22 protein-coding genes are annotated in these 23334 nt (G+C 37.3%); 12 read left to right on the forward strand and 10 right to left on the reverse strand.

Annotated features, from left to right (window positions below):
- Positions 1-206: 206 nt before the first annotated feature.
- Together AC1DFT_RS05120 and AC1DFT_RS05125 are read left to right on the forward strand one after the other, a co-directional pair.
- Positions 207-2171 (forward strand): methyl-accepting chemotaxis protein, encoded by a 1965-nt coding sequence (locus AC1DFT_RS05120; RefSeq protein ID WP_477918115.1) that lies wholly within the window; start codon positions 207-209, stop codon positions 2169-2171.
- A gap of 140 nt (positions 2172-2311) precedes the next feature.
- Positions 2312-4126, forward strand: coding sequence for a sulfatase family protein (locus tag AC1DFT_RS05125; protein ID WP_477918116.1), 1815 nt, complete (start codon positions 2312-2314; stop codon positions 4124-4126).
- 75 nt (positions 4127-4201) lie between these two features.
- Here the strand turns inward: AC1DFT_RS05125 and AC1DFT_RS05130 are convergent, their stop codons facing one another.
- The 5 genes from AC1DFT_RS05130 to AC1DFT_RS05150 all read right to left on the reverse strand — a co-directional run bounded on the left by AC1DFT_RS05130 (position 4202) and on the right by AC1DFT_RS05150 (position 9918).
- Positions 4202-6241 (reverse strand): Na+/H+ antiporter, encoded by a 2040-nt coding sequence (locus tag AC1DFT_RS05130; RefSeq protein ID WP_477918117.1) that lies wholly within the window; start codon positions 6239-6241, stop codon positions 4202-4204.
- A 204-nt stretch (positions 6242-6445) separates the two neighbouring features.
- Positions 6446-7195, reverse strand: a complete 750-nt coding sequence (locus tag AC1DFT_RS05135) for an amino acid ABC transporter ATP-binding protein (RefSeq protein ID WP_477918118.1) — start codon at positions 7193-7195, stop codon at positions 6446-6448.
- 36 nt (positions 7196-7231) lie between these two features.
- The gene (locus tag AC1DFT_RS05140) at positions 7232-7888 is read right to left on the reverse strand and encodes an amino acid ABC transporter permease (protein WP_477918119.1); all 657 of its coding nucleotides are present in this window, start codon (positions 7886-7888) and stop codon (positions 7232-7234) included.
- Positions 7889-7931: 43 nt separating this feature from the next.
- Positions 7932-9086, reverse strand: coding sequence for a saccharopine dehydrogenase family protein (locus tag AC1DFT_RS05145; RefSeq protein WP_477918120.1), 1155 nt, complete (start codon positions 9084-9086; stop codon positions 7932-7934).
- A 49-nt stretch (positions 9087-9135) separates the two neighbouring features.
- The gene (locus tag AC1DFT_RS05150; protein WP_477918121.1) at positions 9136-9918 is read right to left on the reverse strand and encodes a transporter substrate-binding domain-containing protein; all 783 of its coding nucleotides are present in this window, start codon (positions 9916-9918) and stop codon (positions 9136-9138) included.
- Between the two features lie 242 nt (positions 9919-10160).
- Here AC1DFT_RS05150 and AC1DFT_RS05155 point away from each other — a divergent pair, with 242 nt between their 5' ends.
- Positions 10161-10520 (forward strand): collagen-like protein, encoded by a 360-nt coding sequence (locus AC1DFT_RS05155; protein ID WP_477918122.1) that lies wholly within the window; start codon positions 10161-10163, stop codon positions 10518-10520.
- Between the two features lie 132 nt (positions 10521-10652).
- On the opposite strand, the gene AC1DFT_RS05160 is transcribed toward AC1DFT_RS05155, so the two are convergent.
- Both AC1DFT_RS05160 and cax read right to left on the reverse strand, forming a co-directional pair.
- On the reverse strand, positions 10653-11591 hold the full coding sequence (locus AC1DFT_RS05160; protein WP_477918123.1) for an MBL fold metallo-hydrolase: 939 nt from the start codon (positions 11589-11591) through the stop codon (positions 10653-10655).
- Positions 11592-11673: 82 nt separating this feature from the next.
- Entirely contained in the window at positions 11674-12732 is a 1059-nt protein-coding gene (gene cax / locus AC1DFT_RS05165; RefSeq protein ID WP_477918124.1) for a calcium/proton exchanger, read from the reverse strand.
- Between the two features lie 123 nt (positions 12733-12855).
- Here cax and AC1DFT_RS05170 point away from each other — a divergent pair, with 123 nt between their 5' ends.
- The 5 genes from AC1DFT_RS05170 to AC1DFT_RS05190 all read left to right on the forward strand — a co-directional run bounded on the left by AC1DFT_RS05170 (position 12856) and on the right by AC1DFT_RS05190 (position 17942).
- On the forward strand, positions 12856-13158 hold the full coding sequence (locus AC1DFT_RS05170) for a YunC family protein (RefSeq protein WP_477918125.1): 303 nt from the start codon (positions 12856-12858) through the stop codon (positions 13156-13158).
- Between the two features lie 311 nt (positions 13159-13469).
- Positions 13470-13847 carry a MarR family winged helix-turn-helix transcriptional regulator gene (locus AC1DFT_RS05175; RefSeq protein WP_477918126.1) on the forward strand — a complete coding sequence of 126 codons (378 nt, stop codon included), beginning with the start codon at positions 13470-13472 and terminating at the stop codon, positions 13845-13847.
- 1 nt (position 13848) lies between these two features.
- The gene (locus tag AC1DFT_RS05180; protein ID WP_477918127.1) at positions 13849-15573 is read left to right on the forward strand and encodes an ABC transporter ATP-binding protein; all 1725 of its coding nucleotides are present in this window, start codon (positions 13849-13851) and stop codon (positions 15571-15573) included.
- Positions 15570-17435, forward strand: a complete 1866-nt coding sequence (locus AC1DFT_RS05185; protein WP_477918128.1) for an ABC transporter ATP-binding protein — start codon at positions 15570-15572, stop codon at positions 17433-17435. The genes AC1DFT_RS05180 and AC1DFT_RS05185 overlap by 4 nt, the downstream gene beginning before the upstream one ends.
- Before the next feature lie 138 nt (positions 17436-17573).
- The gene (locus AC1DFT_RS05190; RefSeq protein WP_477918129.1) at positions 17574-17942 is read left to right on the forward strand and encodes a hypothetical protein; all 369 of its coding nucleotides are present in this window, start codon (positions 17574-17576) and stop codon (positions 17940-17942) included.
- Positions 17943-17947: 5 nt separating this feature from the next.
- Here the strand turns inward: AC1DFT_RS05190 and AC1DFT_RS05195 are convergent, their stop codons facing one another.
- The gene (locus AC1DFT_RS05195) at positions 17948-18943 is read right to left on the reverse strand and encodes an LLM class flavin-dependent oxidoreductase (protein ID WP_477918130.1); all 996 of its coding nucleotides are present in this window, start codon (positions 18941-18943) and stop codon (positions 17948-17950) included.
- Between the two features lie 18 nt (positions 18944-18961).
- The gene (locus tag AC1DFT_RS05200) at positions 18962-19246 is read right to left on the reverse strand and encodes a DUF3219 family protein (RefSeq protein ID WP_477918300.1); all 285 of its coding nucleotides are present in this window, start codon (positions 19244-19246) and stop codon (positions 18962-18964) included.
- Positions 19247-19418: 172 nt separating this feature from the next.
- Between AC1DFT_RS05200 and AC1DFT_RS05205 the strand changes: the two genes are divergently transcribed.
- The gene (locus AC1DFT_RS05205) at positions 19419-20618 is read left to right on the forward strand and encodes an MFS transporter (RefSeq protein ID WP_477918131.1); all 1200 of its coding nucleotides are present in this window, start codon (positions 19419-19421) and stop codon (positions 20616-20618) included.
- Between the two features lie 68 nt (positions 20619-20686).
- Here AC1DFT_RS05205 and AC1DFT_RS05210 read toward each other — a convergent pair whose 3' ends face one another.
- Positions 20687-20947, reverse strand: coding sequence for a hypothetical protein (locus AC1DFT_RS05210; RefSeq protein WP_477918132.1), 261 nt, complete (start codon positions 20945-20947; stop codon positions 20687-20689).
- A 159-nt stretch (positions 20948-21106) separates the two neighbouring features.
- Between AC1DFT_RS05210 and AC1DFT_RS05215 the strand changes: the two genes are divergently transcribed.
- The 3 genes from AC1DFT_RS05215 to qoxA all read left to right on the forward strand — a co-directional run bounded on the left by AC1DFT_RS05215 (position 21107) and on the right by qoxA (position 23296).
- Entirely contained in the window at positions 21107-21328 is a 222-nt protein-coding gene (locus AC1DFT_RS05215; RefSeq protein ID WP_477918133.1) for a small, acid-soluble spore protein tlp, read from the forward strand.
- A 119-nt stretch (positions 21329-21447) separates the two neighbouring features.
- Positions 21448-22116, forward strand: coding sequence for a hypothetical protein (locus tag AC1DFT_RS05220; protein WP_477918134.1), 669 nt, complete (start codon positions 21448-21450; stop codon positions 22114-22116).
- A 259-nt stretch (positions 22117-22375) separates the two neighbouring features.
- The gene (gene qoxA / locus AC1DFT_RS05225; RefSeq protein ID WP_477918301.1) at positions 22376-23296 is read left to right on the forward strand and encodes a cytochrome aa3 quinol oxidase subunit II; all 921 of its coding nucleotides are present in this window, start codon (positions 22376-22378) and stop codon (positions 23294-23296) included.
- The last annotated feature ends 38 nt before the right edge of the window (positions 23297-23334 follow it).

Raw genomic sequence — 23334 nt, forward strand, 5'->3', positions numbered from 1 at the left:
CTTTATGTCCGACTAGAAATATGTGTGTTTGTCTCGGTTAATGAATTCTTTTAGCAATAAAAATAATAGGACATTCTAAATATATTGAACATTCATCCGATAGAAAATTAGAAGATAAAAATTAGGACATTTATCTTATTAAAGGACAAAATATTTTATAAATTTATTACAAATATACTTTTGTAACAAATTGGAGGAGATACTATATGAAAAAAAAGCAAAGAAAAGGTGTAAATTTGAAGTTCAAACTTTTTACCTCCTTCCTTCTCATTTTAATAATCCCAACAGTTGTAATTGGAATACTCTCTTTTATAACTGCTAAAGACTCTGTTGAGAATGAATTACTACATGGCATCGAAGGAAATTTAGGCCTATTAAATAGTTCTGTGGATAACTTAGTGCAAACAAAGGTACATGATATGGGAGTATTATCAAAAAGCTTAAATTGGAATAAAGAAGAAAATTTCGGAGTCGAAAGTCAATTTTCACAATATAAATCACTTCATTCAGAGGTAGAAGCTGTTTATGTTGGAACAGAAACTGGTGTATTTATACAAAGTCCTAATGTAGCGATGCCCTCTGACTATGATCCAAGGAAAAGAGGCTGGTATAAGGATGCTATGGAGAAAAAAGGAGAAGCAGCTATATCTCAACCTTATGTTTCCGCTAGTACAAACAAAATGGTAGTAACTGTCTCTCAATCTTTAGCAGACGGATCCGGTGTCGTTGCTGTTGATCTTGATTTGACATATATACAACATTTAACTGAACAATTACAAATAGGAAATTCCGGTTATGCACTTATTTTAGATGGTACTAACAAGTTTATCTCCCATCCTACATCTGAAATTGGTAGTGAAGCAACTGATATATACGATGAAATGTATTCAACAGAGTCAGGAAGCTACACTTATAAATTAGACGGAGAACAAAAGGTAATGAGCTTCTTAACGAATGATTTAACTGGTTGGAAAATTGCCGGAAACTTTTATCAAAAAGATGTTGACGATGCAGCCGTTCCAATTCTAAATATGACGATAATCATTATAATTTTCTCTATTATCATTGGTTTAATAGCTGTATTCTTCATCGTTCGCTCCGTTATCCGTCCGATCAATTATTTAAAAGAAAAGGCTATTACTATTAGTCAGGGAGATCTAACAGAGCACATTAATGTAACATCCAATGACGAAATTGGCGCTTTAGGAAAAGCATTCCACGAAATGCAAGTTAGTCTTATTAATTTGATTCGTAGTGTGAACGAAAACGCCGAGTTAGTTGCCGCTTCTTCAGAAGAGTTATCTGCAAGTGCTGACCAAACCAGTGCCGCAACAGAGATGGTTGCAACTTCTATTCAAGAAGTAGCGAAAAGTGCAGAGCAACAAACGGTTGGCGTAGATACAAGTGCTCAATCATTAGCTGAGATTTCTGTTGGAGTAACTCGAATTGCAGATTATTCTTCCAAAGTTTCAGAACTATCTCACCAAGCAACAACACAAGCTGAAATAGGTGGACAAGCAGTAACAAAAACGGTTATGCAAATGGAATCTATACATACTTCTGTGATTGAGTCCAATGACAAAATAAACTCGTTATCGGAACGCTCAAAAGAAGTTCGATCTATACTAGGAGTAATAACAGGAATTGCAGAGCAAACGAATCTTCTAGCATTGAACGCGGCAATTGAAGCGGCAAGAGCTGGCCAACATGGAAAAGGGTTTGCAGTAGTAGCAGATGAAGTAAGAAAACTGGCAGAACAATCCCAGCAATCTGTAAAAGAAATTCAAGAGATCGTGGCACGTATCCAAGAAGATACAGACAGTTCCGTTCAAATTATGGCACTAGTTAAAAATGATGTACAAACAGGTGTACAATTATCGAACGATACGATTGAAAAGTTTKAAACAATCATTCAAAGTATGAAAGAAATCACCCCTCAAATGGAGGAAGTTTCTGCAACTGCAGAACAAGTATCCGCAGCTGTTCAAGAAACGACTGCCACAACAAATGAAGTAGCGATGATTGCACAAAGTAATGCGGCGACTTCCGAAGAAGTAGCAGCTTCAGCAGAAGAACAATTAGCTTCCATGGAAGAAATTACTGCATCTGCTCAATCTCTTTCTAATATGGCGGAGGATTTAAAAGAGCTCATTTCCCGATTTAAATACTAAAATACTCATAGGACGGTTACCCGCAAATCTAATGCCGCGGTAATCGTCCTATTACTTTTAATTTAAGCAAAGAAACTCCCAAACAATTATTCAATGTCAACGTAAAATATAGGAACCGTCTTTTTAGGAGGTGATAAAATATGAAAAATGACGACTCTAATCCATTAGATAAAAGTTCCCACAATAAACAACCGAATATATTAATAATCCTTGTAGACGAACAACGCTTTCCGACCGTCTATGAAAACAATGAATTAAAAAAATGGCGCAAAGAAAATTTGAAGACGCAAGAATTATTGCGAAATAACAGCTTGGAATTTCTTAATCACTATATCGGAAGCACTGCCTGTTCCCCAAGTAGAACAACATTATATACAGGGCAATATCCATCTCTACATGGTGTGACGAAAACGACTGGAGGTGCAGCTAATGCGCCTGAGCCAGATGTATTTTGGCTCGATCCCAACAGTGTCCCTACCATCGGGGACTATTTTCGGACAGCCGGTTACGACACATTTTGGAAAGGGAAATGGCATGCCTCCCACCAAGATATACTAATACCCGGTACACAAAATGCTATGCCAAGTTTTCATCCTGCAACTGGCGTCCCAAATGCTAAAAAAGAAAAACTATATTTGGAAGCAAATCGCCTTGATGAATTTGGTTTTTCTGGTTGGCTAGGACCAGAACCACATGGGACAAATCCAAGGAATTCCGCCTCTTCCGCTCAAATTGGTACGAGTGGTCGAGACGAAGTATACGCTAGGGAAGTAGTAAATCTCCTTCATTCTCTCGAAAAAACCAATTCAAATGCAGGTACTAAACCTTGGTTAATCGTCTCTTCCTTTATAAATCCTCATGATATTGCTCTATATGGGGACTTAACGGAGTTTTCTCCTTTATTTAACTTTGAAATAGATCCATCTGTTCCCTTCATTCCACCTGCCCCAACTGCAGATGAGTCGCTACTTACCAAACCAACTGCTCAAGAGAGTTATAAAGAAACTTATCCAAAAACCTTTCAGCCAACAAGGGATACATTATTTTACCGACAACTTTATTTTTCCTTGCAAAAACAAGTAGATAATGAAATATCCAAAGTTTTTCATGCCTTAAGACATTCTAAGTTCTATGAAAATACAATCGTTATTTTCACTTCGGATCACGGCGATTTGTTAGGAGCACACGGAGGATTGTTCCAAAAATGGTACAACGCCTATGAAGAAACGATTCATGTACCTTTTATCATTCATAGTCCAAAGTTATTTTCAGAACGTCGAACTGCGAATATGTTAACAAGCCATGTGGATATTCTTCCTACATTACTGGGACTTGCTAATATTGATGTGGATAAAATAGCAAATGAACTTCAACAAGATCATACCGAAGTACATCCACTTGTAGGACGTGATCTTACACCTTTTATACTCAAGAAAGATAACTTCGGGCGAGTGCATGAACCTGTTTATTTTATGTCGGATGATGATGTCACAAGAGGCTTGAACCAAGTTAGCTTCTCAGGTCAGCCTTATCAATCCGTGACACAACCGAATCATATCGAAACGGTTATTTCTCGCCTCCCAACTGGGAATAATAATACGTATGAAATATGGAAATTCTCTCGTTACTTTGACAATCCACAGTTTTGGAGTAACCCTGGAATAGAAGATCAAACAACGGAAATTATGAGCCAACTTCCTATCGACGAAACACAGAGTATTTCTATATCTAAAATTACAACCAAATCTCAACCAGTTCCCCAACAATATGAATTATACAATTTAACAAAAGATCCGCTTGAAATAACGAATTTATCCGACCCTTCAAATGAAAGTGATAAAACGAAACTTATTCAAAAACTCATGACCAGTTTATTGGAGGAACAGTGCAAACAAAAAAGACTACGCCCTTCAAGTGGATTAGTACCTGGACAGCCAAATTGTAAAAATAAATAAAAACAACATGCATTCGTTAACCAACAGAATTGATAAAAATACCGCCATACATTCAAATATGGCGGTTTGTCGTTTTTAATGGGATTGCACACTATTTTCTTCCATCCAATAAGCTTCCCTAATATTAATCTGTCGGCGAATTTTCCTCATAACATCCATGGAAACTCCCCCTGTTTCATATAAGCTTTGAATCTCATCTCGCTCTGCTTGGAAGGCTTTATCTCGTAACTCTCGCTGCTCTCGAATATACTTACTTGAGTCTGCACCTTTACGTGCTAACTTAAATTTCATGAGCATATCATTGTACTCTCCAATGATTAATACGTTAATCCCCTCATTTTCAGGGGTCATTGACTCTTTCAAATACGTAATTGCTTCTTGTGCCATTTCCATTTTAATCCTTGCCACTTTTTTGTTTTTTTCAAAGCGAGCTTTCAAGGAGTTGTATTTCGTTGATTTGAACAAGCTTGCTATATTCAAAATTCCTCGTTTGACAATTGTCCAAATGAATAACCCCCGATATTGTAAACGGTTGGTCACCGCAACGCGCATCCGGTGGATATGCTCTTCTAATAAATACAGTGACTCCCGGTCAATCTGTTCATTTGTTTGTAGCTTTTCAATATAACTTATTTCTACTTCTAATGCTTTCAAGCGAGTTTCGGTTTCCAATGCCTTCTTTCGAGCACTTTCTTCTTCCGTTATGTTAATATAGTGATTTCGAATTTGATTGTAATGAGCAATAATCGAAACAGCCGCTCCTCGATTTTCATCTGTCGTCAGCTCTCGCATTGTTCGAATCGCTGCATCCATCGAACGAAGCATCGCTGTTCTTTCCATTTCTTCTTTTAGCTCTTCCGTACTTCCTTTTTCCGTTTTCGCAATGATTGGTAGGAAAATACTTGCTAAAACTAGTGTTACTAAAATAACTCCTGCCGCTATAAAAATCATTAAGGAACGCTCAGGAAACACATCACCATTTGCTAAAAAGTACGGAATCGTAAAAGCACCGGCAAGTGTCACTGCACCCCGCACCCCTGAAATCGTCGTAATGCTTATATATCGAATGGATGGTTTTGGTAAACTTTTCGTCTTCAGTAACCATCCTCCCCACCATCCTGCAAAAATCCAAAAAAAGCGTAATAGTAAAAGTGATGCAGTAATGATTAAAATATATTTGATTACTTCAAAGTTATTGAACATTGGACTTTCAAAAATTTCTCGAGAAACACTCGGAATTTGTAAACCTAATAGCACAAATACTAATCCGTTCAAAATATAAATAAGAATTGTCCATGTACTTTTCGAAACAACTTGCAATTGAACATTCGGGGACTGCTCCCGATCACGATAAATCGCATGGACAATACCAGCAGCCACAACAGATAAAATTCCGGAAAGGTGAAAATGTTCAATTATATAGAAAATGATAAACGGAGTTAATAACTGGATAAGCATATGTAGCGTTACGTCTTCCATACCTAAACGACGGATTAATATTTTCAATCGTATAATGAAATAAGCTAGTATTGCCCCTCCCAAAAATCCTCCAAGTGCAATTAATATAAAACTCCAACTTGCTTCAGCAAGTGAAAACACACCTGTAACGGTTGCTGCAACTGCAAACTTAAACGCAACTAATCCAGAGGCATCATTCATAAGCCCCTCGCCTTCAAGTACATGCATAATTGTTTTTGGCATCTTCACACGGCTCGAAATTGCCCCAACTGCCACAACATCTGTAGGCGATAAAATCGCGGCGAGTGCAAAAGCAGCAGATAGTGGAATGGAAGGAATAAGCCAATGTATTAAATAGCCAATGACAACGACTGTTAAAAAAACGAGTCCGAGCGCTAATAATAAAATAGGCTTCTTTAACTTCCAAAGTTCATGTCTGGAAACGTTTTTTCCATCATAAAATAATAATGGAGCAATGAATAGGATGAAAAATAGTTCTGGCTCCATCGGTATATGTATTCCTAACGGCAATGCCGCGAGTAGTACGCCAAGTGCGATTTGAATAAGCGGGACTGGTATGTATGGCACAAAATGATTGATAAAATTAGAAAGCCCAATGATGGCAAGCAAAAGTAAGATAATCATTAAAAACTCCATCACCTATCTCCTTTCTCTATGTATTATTCATTAAGTTTAAAACTGTTTTTAACGAAATACAAATACGAGGGCTTTCATACAAGTACCTTAACCTTGTGTTAACTTTGAGTTTCTTATTCAAAATTCCAATAAAAGGGGTAATTGTTACGGGTGCCTGGCACCTGTAACAATTACCCCTTTTATCGTCAACCATTTTTATCATGCTTACTCGACTATCGACAAGAATTGTCTTGTTCTTGCTTCCTTTGGCTTATGAAAAATTTCTTCTGATGTACCTTGTTCCACGATTACGCCATTATCCATAAAAATAACCCTATCCGCAACTTCTTTCGCAAAGTTCATCTCGTGCGTAACGATAACCATCGTCATTCCCTCTTTAGCTAAATCTTTGATAACTTGTAACACTTCTTTTACAAGTTCAGGGTCTAGTGCAGAAGTAGGTTCATCATAAAGCATGACTATTGGATTTAAGGCAAGTGACCTAGCTATGGCTACTCGTTGTTGCTGACCACCAGACAATTGTGCCGGATAATGATCACAACGATCACCAAGACCAACTTTTATAAGAAGGTTTTCCGCAATCTGTCTGGCCTCATCCAGCTGAGTCCCGTGAATAATAATTGGCCCTTCCATTACATTCTCCATAGCTGTCTTATGCGGAAATAGATTAAATGATTGAAAGACAAAACCTGTTATCTTCCTTAACTCTCTTATTACTTTTTTTCGTTTGCCGTCCATTTTCCCGCCGGCATCTACTTGATACTCTCCAATTTGAATTAATCCACCGGATGGCTCCTCTAAAAAATTCAAACAACGTAATAAAGTTGATTTCCCGGAACCACTTGGCCCCATTATGACGACCACTTCACTTTTATCAATGGATAAGTCGATTCCTTTTAATACTTCATTTTGGCCGAAGTTCTTTTTTAAATTATTAATCTGAATAATGCTCACGGGCGACTCCTTTCTTTCGTATTTCGATTAGAGTACTTATCGAACTAGATATTTGGAGGTTCTAACTTCTAATTTATCTAATATAGTTGTAAAGAAAGTTATCAATACCCAATATATAGCGGCGGCTATTAAATAGATTGTCAGTGGTTCAAATGTTTTAGCGATAATCAAACTAGACATTTGTAATAACTCCGTTACGGTGATCACTGATACTAGCGATGTATCTTTAATAAGCACAATAAATGAGTTGGATAAAGTAGGAATAGCAATTCGAAGACTTTGAGGTAAAATTACTCGCCTTAAAGCTTGCGAATAGGTCATTCCCATTGATAAAGATGCCTCCATTTGACCGTTATCTACGGCAAGTATTGATGCTCGAAAAGATTCAGAAAGATACGCCCCTGCATTTAAACTTAAAGCAAGTATTCCTGATGATATCGGATCTAAAGAAATACCTATTTGAGGTAAACCATAGTAAATGACGAAAATTTGTACTAGTAAGGGGGTTCCACGAATAATGGAAACATACAAAGTAGCAATTCTATTTAAAATTCTTAGTTTTACTATTCTTATAATTGCAGTGAAAAAACCAATTACAAGCGCGATTATGATGGAGATTCCTGCCAAAGAAATAGTCATTAAAGTTGCTTTAAGTAGGGATGGCAATGAATCAATAATGATGGTGAAGTCCATATATCCTCCTCCTCTCCGACAGATTACATAATCAATACCCTATTCACACTAAAGCTTCTTCTTTATAATCAATTTTTACTCCTAATCTATTTAACTCTTCTACAAATGGTTGGAATCGCTCCCTAATAATGATGCTTTCTATAGGAATAACGCCTGTCTCTGTAATTTTTTTAGTAGCAATCCACATTGCTGTTATCGCTGCCGGAATCGCAGTAGTCTTAGCCATAGAAGTGATGTGGCGCTCATGATCGTACAAATCAACCATTTCCCAAATATGTTTTGTTGGTTCTCCCTCTTTAATACCACTTACTTCCACCCGAAGTACGGTGATATCTTCATCGGAAGCGCCAATCATTTTGGGGGCAAGAATTTTTTCTGCAAATGCTCGTGGAGTTGTCGTAATGTCACCTACTGTAGTAGGTTGGTCATCGAGAAACCCCAGTTCCCCTAAAACATTCATTTTGTCCCAGTGTCCTGGATATCGGACCGTCTTTTCATATAAGTTTTTCACTTTATCTTTTAGAATGTAAGCAGTACTATGTGCATCCGTAATTACAGCCTCACAGTTACCTACTGGATCTGGAAAAGTTATTTTTTCTAATCCGGATAAAGGAGGTAATTCTACAAGTTCACCATTTTCAACCGCAACTGCCGGTTTGGTATAAAGACCCAACACGCTCTCAAGACGGAAGACGACTTGATACCATAGGGGAGGAATAGGATGTCGAGGAATTCCCCCGCAAATCATTACTGCTTCCTCTGCTTCTTCTAACATTTCAATCCCTTGCGCTGCCAAGAAGTTCGTTATACCAGGAGCAACACCACATCCTGGTATAATCAGTACACCTGCATCTTGTGCTTCTTTATACAATGCTATTTTTTCACTGAACTTTGATCCGACAAGATCTACTAAATGACATTTGGATGCGATTGCCGCTTTTATTGCAACGAAGCTTAACGAATGTGGAAGACAAGCAACCGCTACATCTGCCCCTTTAAGTACTTTGGCAATATCTTCTTCCGTCTCTAATGAAGCTACTTGTCCAACTACTTTAGGACTATTTGCGATTTCCAAGCATTTATCAATACTTTGTTGTCTTACATCAACTGCAGTAACTACTTCAATTTCATTAAACTTAGCAATTTCACTAACTACTGTCGTACCAATCATTCCTGTTCCTAATACAACGATATGCAAACTATTTCCTCCTGTTATCCTTTTCTTTTTTGATTATCTACGCATATTATCAGTTTTCTATAGGGTCAGTGCCGAACCATTTTTTATAAATTTCCTTATATGTCCCATCTGCTTTCATGTCACTTAACGCTGTATTTAGCTTCTTCACAAAATCCTCGTTACCTTTATTAACCGCCATTGCAATCTCGTCTTTTTTAACAATATCACTCGCAACTTTTATAGGTAGTTTGTTTTCTTTAATGTTGTAACTCATTAACAACTGATCATTAATAATGACATCTAATCGTTCATTCGTAAGATCTTCTAAATAATCACTAAATGCTTTATATAATTTAACGTCTGCACCATCAACTGTTTTGGCAATTTCTTCAAAAGTTGTCCCACCGCCAACACCAACTTTTTTCCCTTTAATATCCTCTAGTTTTGTTATGTCATTTGTTTCTGTACGGGTTATTAAAACGGAACCTGTAATAACATATGGGTCCGTAAAATCAACGCTTTTTTTCCGTTCCTCTGTTACAGACATCTGGCCAATAATTACATCGAATTTATCTGCCTTTAAACCACCAATTAAACCTTCCCACTTCGTAGTAATAAAATTAGCCTTAACCCCTAATCTTTTCGCAATTTCATTCGAAATATCTACATCAAAACCTTGTAATTCATCATTATCATCTAAGTAGTTAAATGGAGGGTAGGTGCCTTCAAAAGCCACATTCAACTCTTTGGATTTTTCAATGCGATCTAACACTTTTCCCCCTCCAGAACTACAACCTGCCACAATACTAATGACAAAAAAAGTTATAACGAACAACACTAAATACTTCTTCAACTCTTGTCCTCCTTTGTTTTGTAAAAATAGCTTCATCATTTCCTATAAATGGGCGTGCGAAGGAATCTGTTAAATGCTTGTCCAATATCCAGATAAGACAAGTTACCCCCTTTCATAAAGTGTATTCGGAAAGATTCGTTTTTATTATCGAATATATTAATAAACTCCTAATAGAAATAGCCGTTCCCAAAATTCACGTTCTTCATATACTAGTTTGAATACGAGATACAAGGAGGTATTTTTTGACGAATCATTCATTTCCTTCTCCCCATAATCCAAACAATTCAAATCTACCTTTTGGACAGCCACATTTCCCAAAAGACGAAGGACAATCTTTTGGTGCACAACAGGGGAATGCACCGAATAGCCCTCCACCAACCGTTGTCCCAAAACTAAAAACCGGACTTTTAGCTGTGGAACCAGGTGCATTTAGTCGGTGCCTAAATCGAGATACGTATATACAACTTACTAACCGAACTTCATTTTGGTTTCATCCAACCTACATCGACTATTACTCCACCTCTGGATACAAATGGACCGGCTACACATGGATTGCCTGGGGAACAGACTTAGATAGAATCGTATCCTTCCAGTGCACATAACAACAAAAAATGTTACAGAATTGTTACTGGTGCCTGGCACCCGTAACAATTTTTAATTATAAAAAGACCTGCTACTTATATGCACACTTCCTGTGTGCATATAAGTAGCAGGTCTTCTTTTAGTCAGGCAGTTTATTTCGATAAATAGTCTAACAATCCCATGGCACTCACTTCTACATCTAACTGTAGGATGCTATACACCTCGTGATCATCTGAAATACCTTGTCCTCTTAGATGCTCTCTTACTAAATTTCCTAAACGCTCCGCAAGTACTCCAAACCCTTTTTGTTCAGCGTAGACTTTTTTCGCCTCATTTACATAGACTTCCAACCAACTAGAAACTTGACGATATACTTCATCCGGTGTGTTTGTCATCCCATAGTGCCCAAAGTAAATCGCATCGAGATGCATTTCTTGCATACGATCCATCGCTCTTAGCATTGCCTCTGGATCAAACTGATTCGGAGATGTAGATGGTAGAAATAACTGTACGCCATCTGGCATTAATTGTTCATAGCGTACTCCTACCGTATCCCCCGTAAACATGCCATTGCTAATTGGGTCATAAATGCTGAAATGGTGATTTGCATGACCCGGTGTATCTAAAAACTCCAATTGACAGTTTGAACCAATTTTTAATTTATCTCCTTCTCCTTTTACAAGCAGGCGATCTTCATCTATCGGAAGGATTGGTTCAAATAACCCCGCAAACTTATCACCATATACTGCCTTCGCACCAGCGATAAGTCTAGAGGGATCCGCTAAATGCCTTGCCCCTTTTGGATGTACCACAACTTTTGCGTTCGGACATTCCTGAACTAGTAATCCCGCACCTCCTGCGTGATCTAGGTGGATATGTGTAACAATTATATATTTCACTTCATCCAAAGAAATACCTAAGGCATTTAAACCTTCTTTTACATATTTAATAGAAGGACTTGCACTCGTTTCAACAATTGTTAGTTCCTCTTCTTGAATGACATAAATGCCTGTCCGCTCTCTTATTCCTAAATCATGCCCATCGATTAGATGAATTCTTTCATTTAACTGGATTGGTTTTGATTTTTGCAATTCATATTCCCCCTAAGCACTTTTTTATCTATCGAATATTCAGTTAATACACTTCCTATCTTACCATTATCATCCTGTAAAATTAAAGAAGATAAAAACCAATTCCCATAATCAAATAAGCAGCAAACAGTGTTAGCCCTTCAAACCAGTTCGATTCACCATCATTGCAAACATTTATTACTAAAAGTGCAGCAGTAATCATTGCGACAAGCTCTGGCCAAGTGAAGACAAGTGCCATCGACTGAGGCATAAACAAAGAAACTAGCACAAGTATCGGTGCGACAAACATTGCAACTTGTAGCGTTGAACCAACCGCAATTTCAACAGATACTTCCATCTTGTTTTTGATAGCCATTGTAATAGCGGATACATGCTCCGCTGCATTTCCAACAATTGCTACTATAATGACACCTATAAACAACTCGCTCCATCCAAACCTAGTCCCGAGCATTTCAAATGTATGAACTAATTGCTCCGACACGAAAGCGACTACTACTGTCGCCAACAAAAGAATCAAAATTGATCTCCCTTTCGTCCATTCTGGTACTTCTTTTTCTGTTTCAGCTTCTGATTCCTCCGAAGATGAGAATACCCCTCGATGCGTAACTAGCTTGAAAAATAACCCTGCAAGATACAAAGCAATTAATATGATGGCAATTCCAATACTCAAGCTCAACGTTTTCTCAGAATCCATCGTCATTGAAAAAACTTCCGGAATGACAAAGGCCACGATAACAGCAAAAATAAGCAATCCCGAATTGTATCTGGCACTATGAACACTGAACTTTTGTCTTTTAAACTTAATACCTCCAGCAAAAAACGATAAGCCAAGTACAAGCAACAAGTTACCGAGAACTGATCCAGTAAGCGATGCTAAAACAATTCCGACCATCCCAGCCTTTAATGTGAAGATAGAAATGATAAGTTCTACCGCATTACCAAAAGTTGCATTCAACAAGCCCCCAACCCTAGGGCCACTTACAATTGCCAAACTTTCCGTTGCCCTTCCAATGTATCCGGAAAGCCCAATAATACTTGCGCAACAAAGAAAGAACATAATCATGGAGGACCAATTTAAAAATGCTCCAATAAGAACGAATGGAACACCTACAAAGACAAGAATCGCAAATAATTTATTCACTGATAAAACACCTCTTCAACTTAATTCATTTCTAGCTTATCTTTCCCTTTATTTGAAAAGAAGAAACCCTTTTTCTTTCACTTACATAACTTATAGATAGATGAAAAGGAGGGATCAAATCTAATGATCAATTTGGAACCTATTAATATAGAAGGACATACATTTTTATCGATTTCTGTCGAGTTGCCAAAAACGAATTTACTTGTTGTATCAAATGATAATGGCTATATCATGTGCGGCGCTTTAGATGTAGCACTGTTAAACGAGAAACTAAAAGATCGAAAAGTACTCGCAGGAAGAGCAGTAGGCGTGAAAACGATTGAGCAACTTCTTAATGCACCTTTGGAATCCATCACTTTTGAAGCAGAAGAACGTGGAATCACTAAGGGCATGATTGGTAAAGAAGCGCTTTTGAAAATGATTTAACCGAAAACTAAAGAGCTAGCCATTTTTTTTGGCTAGCTCTTTTTTTGTCCCTGCGCAACAAACAATTCAGAATAGTTTGTTGCACAGGGACGTTAATCCAGGGACGTTAATCACTCACCTTTCTAGTTGACTTCTTCCGAAATAAGGAGTAAATTTATAAAACGCAAAACTGTTCATAAATGAACTATCCTAAAAAGAACGGAGTGATAATGGTGAATTGTAACCATCCCCCTGATAGTAGATCAACAAAATTTTTGCATACTTTTTGGCGTGTAAATAGAAATATGATGCGGTTTATACATAAGACTGCAATGGAAAATGAATTATCTATTCCGCAATATTCTGTCCTAATGACCATTGCCCCGCGTAAAGAAATGACGCAAAAGCAATTAGGTGAAGTATTACAAATTCCCAAAAGTACATTAAGCACAGCAATCGATGGACTAGTACAAACCGAATGGCTTCATAGACAGCCAGTTCCCGACAATCGACGAGAAATGCAATTAATACTCAGCCAAAAAGGAAATAACTTGTTTGAAAATATACGACAGCAAAAAGGGAGTATACATCGGACAATCGAATCCGTTATGGACACACTAACCGAAAAACAATTTGAGGAATTTCAAGCCACTCTACTTCATATCGCTGAGTTTTTAGAAAATGAAACTATTACAAAGGAGAACAACTAATATGATTAAACTCCTGAAAAACTTAACGGTGTATAAATGGATTATTCTCTCCGTATTAGGGTTAGTTTTTATCCAATCGATGGCTGACCTATATTTACCAACACTTATGGCGGATATTATCGATAAAGGTGTAGTTGTGGGAGATACCGCTTATATTTGGAAAATCGGAGGATTAATGCTAGTAGTTGCTGCATTTGGAGCTGTCGCATCAATAGTAGCAAGCTTCTATTCCTCCAAAGCTGCAATGGGCTTCGGTAGGGATATTCGGCGTAAAGTATTCAAGCATGTAGAGCAATTTTCCCTGCAAGATTTCGATGAATTTGGCACAGCATCCCTTATTACAAGAACGATAAATGATATAACGCAAGTGCAACAAGTAGTCATCATGATGCTGCGAATGGTCGTGAGTGCTCCTATTATGTTTGTCGGCGGGATTATTATGGCCGTATCAAAAGACGCCAAACTATCACTTGTCATTGTGCTTACAATGCCTGTTTTAGTTGGAGCGGTACTATTAATCATGTATAAAGGTGTACCACTTTTTAAAACGGTACAAACTAGATTAGACAAGTTAAATCTTGTATTACGCGAAAATTTAACGGGTATTCGTGTTATCCGTGCTTTTAATCGGGAAAAACAAGAAAAAGTTCGACTTCAAAAAGCTAATAAAGAATTGACCGATGTTTCTATTAAAGTGAACAAAGTAATGGCCTTTTTAATGCCCGTTATGATGCTCGTTATGAACATTACCGTTGTATTAATCATTTGGTTCGGTGGAATGCGTATTGATAGTGGTTCGATGCAGATCGGTGATTTAATGGCATTTATCCAGTATGTTATGCAAATAATGTTCGCACTTGTGATGGCTTCCATGATGTTCATTATGGTACCTCGTGCGGCAGTTTCAGCAAACCGTATTAATGAAGTACTGAACACGAAACCTACTTCCCTAAACGAAGGAACGAAATTGGCAAATAAAGAACAAGGAACACTTGAATTTGATCATGTATCTTTTAGCTACCCAGGGGCAGAAGAGTCTGCCTTATCTAATATTTCGTTTCAAGCTAAGTCTGGAGAAATTACGGCAATTATTGGAGGTACTGGAGCAGGTAAGTCAACGCTTGTGAATTTGATTCCTCGTTTCTATGATGTAGCTAGTGGAACGATTCGTGTAAATGGCATCGATATTCGTGAATCTTCTCAAGATGAAGTTCGTTCAAAAATCGGATTCGTCCCCCAAAAAGCACTTCTCTTTTCCGGGACGATTAAAGAAAATATTCGTTTTGGGAAAGAAGACGCAACCGACGAAGAAATAGAGCATGCTGTTCGTATTGCTCAAGCAGAAGATTTTATTAGTAAAATGGATGAAGGATATGATGCTGTTATTTCACAAGGTGGTTCGAATGTATCTGGAGGACAAAAGCAACGTCTTTCTATCGCAAGGGCACTCGTTCGAAAACCGGATATTTATATTTTCGATGATAGCTTTTCGGCACTTGATTTCAAAACAGATGCAAACTTACGCGAAGCACTAAAAGATGAGACGAAAAAAGCAACTACTGTCATTGTTGCACAACGGGTTAGTACCGTAGTCGATGCAGATCAAATTATCGTATTAGATAAAGGAGAAATTGCAGGAATTGGTACGCATAAAGAGCTTCTAGAAAATAATGATGTGTACCGCGAAATTGTTGAATCTCAACTAGGAGAGGAGGAAATCGCATGAGTAAGCAAAAAAAATCGCAGTCCGGGGGCGGACATCCAGGGGGTCCTGGCGGTGGAAATATGATGATGATGATGGGCGGACAAAAGGCGAAAAACTTTAAAGGTACTTTACGACGCCTTCTAACCTACTTAAAACCTCGCAGCAATCAATTAATCGCTGTGTTTATCGCCGCTATATTAAGTACTATATTCGCTATAGTAGGCCCTAAAATTATGGGGAACGCAATTACTGAACTATTCGAAGGTGCATATGCCAAAATGACTGGTGTTCCAGGCGCAGCAATTGATTTTGATGCGATTGGGAAACTTCTTCTCCTACTAGCAGCTTTGTATTTAATTAGCAGCTTGTTTACCTATATTCAGCAATATATTATGTCGAGTGTGGCACAAAAAACAGTGTATGATTTAAGGGAAGAAGTAAACGGTAAACTAGAAAAACTTCCTCTTAAATATTATGATGGTCGACCAAATGGTGAAACGTTAAGCCGTGTGACCAATGATATCGATACGATTGGAAATACACTTCAACAAAGCTTGACACAATTTATTACATCGGTAGTGACCATTGTAGGGATTATAATAATGATGTTAACGATTAGCCCAATTTTAACGTTAATATCCATTGTTAGTCTTCCAGTGTCGATGTTTGTCATTCAACCAATTTTAAAAAGATCTCAAAAGCATTTTGCCGATCAACAACGAACACTTGGTCAATTGAATGGTCATATTGAAGAAATGTATACAGGACACCAAGTAGTTAAAGTATTCGGTCATGAGAAAAAAGCGGTCGCTGAGTTCGATGAAGTAAATGAACAATTATATGATGCTGGTCGCAGGGCACAATTTATATCTGGTATTATTATGCCTATGATGTCTTTTATCGGTAATTTAAGCTATGTCGTTATAAGCGTTGTTGGTGGAATATTAGTTACACAACGCGCCATTTCTATCGGCGATATTCAAGCTTTTATTACTTATACTCGTCAGTTCACACAGCCAGTTATGCAAACCGCGAATATCGCTAATATTATTCAATCAACTATAGCCGCAGCCGAACGGGTTTTTGAATTACTGGACGAAGAAGAGGAAGAAAAAGAAGTTACAACCGAAAGTTTATCCAAAGCAACAGGTGCAGTTACATTTGAACTTGTAGATTTTGGTTACGGTGACGAACTATTAATCGAAGATATGAATATTAATGTGTTACCAGGTCAAACGGTCGCAATAGTAGGACCAACTGGAGCTGGTAAAACAACGTTGATTAATTTATTGATGCGATTTTACGAATTAAACAATGGGAAAATCACCATCGACGGGCATGATACTAGAAAAATGTCACGAACGGACCTTCGCACAACATTCGGTATGGTACTACAAGATACATGGCTTTTTAACGGGACCATTAAAGACAATATCGCATTCGGAAAAGACGGAGCAACAGACGAAGAAATATTCGCAGCGGCTAAAACAGCGCGTGCCGATCATTTTATTCGCACTTTGCCAGAAGGTTACGAGACGATTTTAAATGAAGAAGCTTCCAATATTTCGCAAGGGCAAAAACAACTTTTAACAATCGCTCGCGCTGTTCTTGCAAATCCACCTATTATGATTTTGGATGAAGCAACGTCTAGTGTAGATACTCGTACTGAACTACTTATTCAACAAGCGATGAATCGCTTAATGGAAGGAAGAACGAGCTTTGTGATCGCCCATCGACTTTCTACTATTAGAGATGCCGATTTAATATTGGTGATGAATGAAGGTAAGGTAATTGAACAAGGTTCGCATGAGGAGCTTATCAAAGAAAACGGCTTCTACGCTGACCTTTATAACAGTCAATTTTCAACTCAAAAGGCAATTTAAACATTAGATAAACAAAAGAGAGCCAGTAGATTCTTACTGACTCTCTTTTTCTAATATTATTTACGGTCCGTCATAATCTACCCCATCCATTTATATACTATCTATATAGATTACTATATTTGGAACGGAGGAACTGGTTTGAACAAAGTAGATTTCAAAAAAGCATTTGATATCGGATATCAAGAAATGATATTTGCAGCAAATAATGATGAAACTTTCATTCGTATTAAAAATAACTACTCCGTTCCATCTTCTAAAGTATCCTCCGCAATCGTTCATATTAACGGAAAACTATTTGAAGAAAATAGATTTTGGGTCTTCTTTACCGAACTTGTAGAAGTAAATACTGATGTTAGTGAAGATGTGCAAATTGAATTAGATAAATTTGAAATAGACATAGAAGACTTCGACGAAGAAGCTTTCATTCAACATTTAATAGACGAAATAACGGACAAGCTAGAGGAAAATGAAATCCATACGGTTCTTAAGGAAATGGAAGTACTTTAACAGTTTTACAATAGTTCAGCTGCAATTAGTCTATACGAATTAAACCGATCTTCCGCGGAATAGGTTATCGTATTCAACATAATTTCGTCAGCTTTATAGATAGTTTGAAGCTCGATTAGCTTCTCTTTTACTTCAGTAGGATTACCGATTATTAGTTTCTTTTCCATACTTTTTAACGATTCTTTTTCCTGGTCATCTATAATATATTGCTGTGCTTCTATAATAGAAGGAACTCCTTGCTTTCCTTCCCCCTTTGCCCTTTGTAATGCCCAAATCAGCGTACTTTTTGCTAGCTCTTTCGCCTTTTCAGTCGTTTCCACACAAATAACCGAAACCGTTACAATCACTTGGGGTTTTTGCCCTTTTTTTCTAGGTGTAAAAGCATCTATATATTGCTGAATTATAGCCGTCCCATTCTCCTCACTCATAAAGTGCCCAAACGCATAGGAAAGTCCATTTCCCGCAGCGAGTAAAGCACTCTTTTTACCAGTCCCAAGAAGCCATGGCACTGGTGATACTTCTGGAACAGGTGAAGCAGAAACTTTCGAAAACTCATGCTCACGAGGAAAATCCCCATTTAAAAAGTGAAGAAACTCTTCTACCAAACTAGGCATTTTATATACATTTTGGAGGAAATTATCCGACAAAGCATTGGTAGCTTCCGCAGAACCTCCTGGTGCACGTCCTAAACCAACATCAACTCGATCAGGAAATAAAGTAGCGAGTGTGTTATAAACTTCCGCTACTTTGAATGGCTTATAGTGAGGTAATAAAACAGCCCCTGAGCCAATACGTATTGTATTTGTATTCGCTCCAATGTATGCTAGCATCACTTCGGGGGCAGAACTCGCAAGCCCTGCTAAGTCGTGATGTTMAGTAATCCAGTAGCGAGCATAACCTAACAATTCCCCCAGTTTTGCTAACTCCATCGACTCATTTAATGCCTCTTTCGCAGTTTGATTGTAGGAGATCGGGGATTGGTCCAATATACTTAACTTCATCGCCTCTTGTCTCCTTCCTTAGTTTTGCACTTCTAGTAAGCTTAGCTTATACTCTCCGACTTGTCCTTTTTCGTATAAATTCGTAATCGAAGTGGAATATTGATGAATACTCCCTTTAAAAGCCAAATCTTGCTCAGGTACTTTCACATCGAACGTACCTTTATAAAGTAAAACGGCTATATCGTGATAATCCTCACTTGTAACATTAAAAATAACAGAAATAAGATGTAAATCATTTACTTTTATTGATTCGTAATGATTTACTTTAATGAATGTATCGTCCAGTATAATTTCTTTTATCATCGTGTCTTCTAATTTTTTGTCCATGCTATATCCCCCCAATTCTAATACTTTTTTTAAGTGTACCATTTAGGAATGCATTTTCATTTCTATTTACTTTTATCATAAAGGACCCTAAATATTTTTTTAAAATATGGGAAGTATAGAACTGTATTGAAAGGAGGTTTTATATACTATGGGTAAAGGAAAAGGTAAACTATGGACAAACCAATATTTGATCATTATATTATTGTCTTTAGTAATGTTCGCTTCTTTTTATATGATTACAGCAGGTTTCCCTATTTTTGTATCAACTATTAGTAACAATCCTGCGATTGCAGGAATTATGACGACTACCTTAATGACAGCATCACTAATTACGCGCTTCTTTGCCAGTGTAATTATCCAAAAAGTTAATATGAAATTGCTTCTTATTATTTCTCTCATTTATTTTATGGGAACAATCGGTCTCACTTTTTTGAACGACTCCATCGGTTTTTTAATATTCATTCGGGCATTACAAGGTATTGGATTTAGTATGCTTACGATTTTAGTCTTTACGATCTCAAGTAATATTGTTCCTAAATCTCGGTTAGGTGAGGGTATTGTTTTTTTCGCTATGTCTACAAGCGTTGGGACGACAATTGGACCCCTAATCGCTATTTCTTATCTTGCAAATTATTCTTTCCGATCGATGATGATCTTAACTCTGGTTCTTATGGCTTTTTCATTTGTATGTAGTCTTTTCACAAAAAATACCGTTAAAAAAGAAGAGGAAAAATCACAGGCTATAAATAAAGAACCTTTCTATAAGTACATGTTCGATAAGCGTGTTCTTCTTCCATGTATTTTAGTAGCGTTCAATTATATGGCAATTGCAGGAACAGTTAATTTTATAGGTGCTTTTGGAAAAGAGATCCACGTTGGTGGAAGGATATCACAGTTTTTTATCGCACAAGGAATTGCAATGGTATTAGTTCGTGCTTTCTCCGGTAAAATTTTCGATCGATTTGGTCATAGAATCCTTATTATTCCTGGTTCCATATCAGGGGCTATAGGTTTGATCTTATTAGGCTTCTCTACTAGTATGTGGATGGTTCTCGTTTCCGGGGTATTATTCGGGATTGCTTTTGCCATAATTCATCCAATTATCCAGGCTTGGGCATTAACCCTGGTACCACCCGAGAAAAAAGCAACAGCCAATTCGATGCTTCTTATTTTTATCGATTTTGGCTTGGCAGTTGGATCAGTAGGACTTGGTTTCTTAGCAAAAAGTATTGGATACGGCATGACTTTTAGTTATTCAGCAGCTTTTATGATTGTTATTTTGTTGTTGTATTTAATTGGTAGTAAGAAAACGGTGAAATTAGACATTAAAAATGAACAATCTCCCTGAATATAAAAAACTGGGGCTGTACCTAAGTCAATAATGACTTTTCGGACTAGCCCCATAATAGAATTTGGTTATTGTATTCTATTTAACTTTTCCTTATCTTGTTTCAATTGGTCCTGAAGCATATTTATCGGTCCTAATTCGCCTCTGCTTTCAAGAGCCATTGTGACCGAACGCTCCGCACGTTCAATCATATTATGTGCGTTTTGAATAGACTGCTCTGAAGGATTCGTAAGTGCCTGCCCTACAGCTAATGCGACATTATCCACGGAATTATGCAATTGACCAATGACATTATCTTCTTTCCAACTCATCTGTGTGTGATCTTCCAATATAAATTCCTCCTTCACTTTTCTTAGAAACCAATACGTCTTTACTATGGCAAAACCACTACATTATTATTCATTTCGAATTAAAAACCTTCAATAATATCGAGATTTTAGGGAACAATAAAGATGAAAGCTACTATATAAATCAAGGAGGATAAAATAATGTCTATACATGAACCCGGCCCCAATGATTCAGCTAAGAACGTAGAAAGATTGAAAAAAACTATACGCAATAAGGAAGCAGCAGAAATGGCAATGGAGTTCGCAGACGGGGAAGAACTTAATGCCATTAAAAAGAAAAATGAACGTCGAGAAGAAAGCATTGATGGTTTACGTGCTGAAATACTCGCAGAAGCAAAATCACGTATAAATGGATATATTTAACCTGATTGAGGAACGAGCCCAGTAATCTTAGGATTATTGGGCTCGTTTTTTAATACAATAAAATAATCACACTAATGATAGAACATACGTAAGCTAAAGAAAAAAGGAGTGACCTTTGCATGCACTTTTACTCAAATGAGCTTTCCACTCCCCCACAGAATCCTATTAATAAAACACCATATTCACAATACACTGCACCCGTTCGATACATTTTGAGCCAATCATCTAATTTTCCACAAGGCTACTATATGAGTAAAGCAGCTATTGACTTTGAAAGCATGAACCGACTTCTTTGGTTGGAGCATGTTAATTGGACCAGAATGACCATTACAAGTATTGTATTCAATTTACCCGATCTACCATCTGTGCAAGAACGACTTTTGCAAAACGCGACCGATTTAGGAAATTGTATTCGTCCTTTTTATGGTGATCGACTCGCAGACAGATATGCCGAGCTCATAAGAGAACATCTAGTACTAGCCGCAGAACTTGTAACCGCAGCTGTTAAAGGCGATTCAAAAAAAGCAGATGAAAAAGAAAAAAAATGGTACCGTAATGCAGATGATATCGCAATCTTTCTAAGTAGTATTAACCCGTACTTAACAAAAGCAGAAGTACAAAAGATGTTCTATATGCATTTAGATCTAACAAAAAAAGAAGCGGTATTAATGATTCAAAAAAATTATCAAGAGGATATTAAGGTATTTGACCAAATAGAAGCGCAAGCCTTAGAAATGTCCGATATGATTTCGCATGCAATCATCATGCAATTCCCTTATATGTTTTAAATACAAAAAGAGCTTGGAACTGTTTCCAAGCTCTTTTTGTATTTACATATTCATCCATACGCGTGACAACTTTTTGACGTTCGTTACAACTTTGTTAACAAATGTTGAATTTATATAGAAATCTAAATGAACGTTTTGTGAAGCCGACTTTTTGCGGTTGTGTTTAGCGTGGCTTGTAAATATGATAGAGGCAACGGAGTACGGATAAGACGTATACGTTTATTACACTCAAATAATTGAAAGGGGTACAACTATGAAAATGAAAGTGAAATGGGCTTTACTTACGATGATTTTCACTATAGCCACTGTGCTAACTGGTTGTGAACCATTATTAGTTTTAGATCCGAAAGGCCCTCAAGCAAAAACGCAAGCGGATGATATTATGTTATCCATCATGCTTATGTCAGGTATTGTAATTGTCGTACTTGCAATATTAGTATTCGTGCTAATAAAATATCGTGCTTCCAACCAAAAGGACGATTACGAGCCTCCTCACATTGAAGGAAGTGCACTTGTGGAAGCAATCTGTATTGGTATTCCAGTTATTATCGTCATTTTCCTTTCTTTCGTTTCAGTTAAAAGTAATTACGAGGTAGAGGCAACTCCAGCAGGTTATGAGGATACAAAACCGTTAATTGTTTATGCTTCTTCATCCAACTGGAAATGGCATTTTAGTTATCCAGAAGAGGATATCGAGACAGTAAATTACTTGTATATCCCTGCAGGTCGTGCCATTGAATTTAAACTATATTCTTATGGACCTATCACCAGTTTTTGGATTCCACAACTAGGTGGACAAAAATATGCGATGGCTGACATGGTCACAACTTTACACTTAGCAGCAGACAATCCAGGTGAATTCGCGGGAAGAAACGCAAACTTCAGCGGTGCGGGATTTGCTAAAAATACATTTGAAGTTACAGCGATGTCGCAAACTGATTTCGACGAATGGGTAGAAGAAGTTCACGAAACAGCTAAACCTCTTACAGAAGAAAAGTTCGATGAATTATTAGAACCAGGGCATCTTGGTCGTTCTACTTATACAGGAACACATTTAGAATTCTCACCAGCTCCTGAACATAACCATGGTTCAACTGATTCTGAAGAAGTAGATCACTCAGAACATGAAAATCATGATGCTAACCATTCTGATGAAGAATCAGAGCACGCTCATCATTGATAAAAAAGTTTAAGTATCGTAACAAACAATAGATTTTC

The organism is Psychrobacillus sp. 05T411, assembly GCF_056396485.1.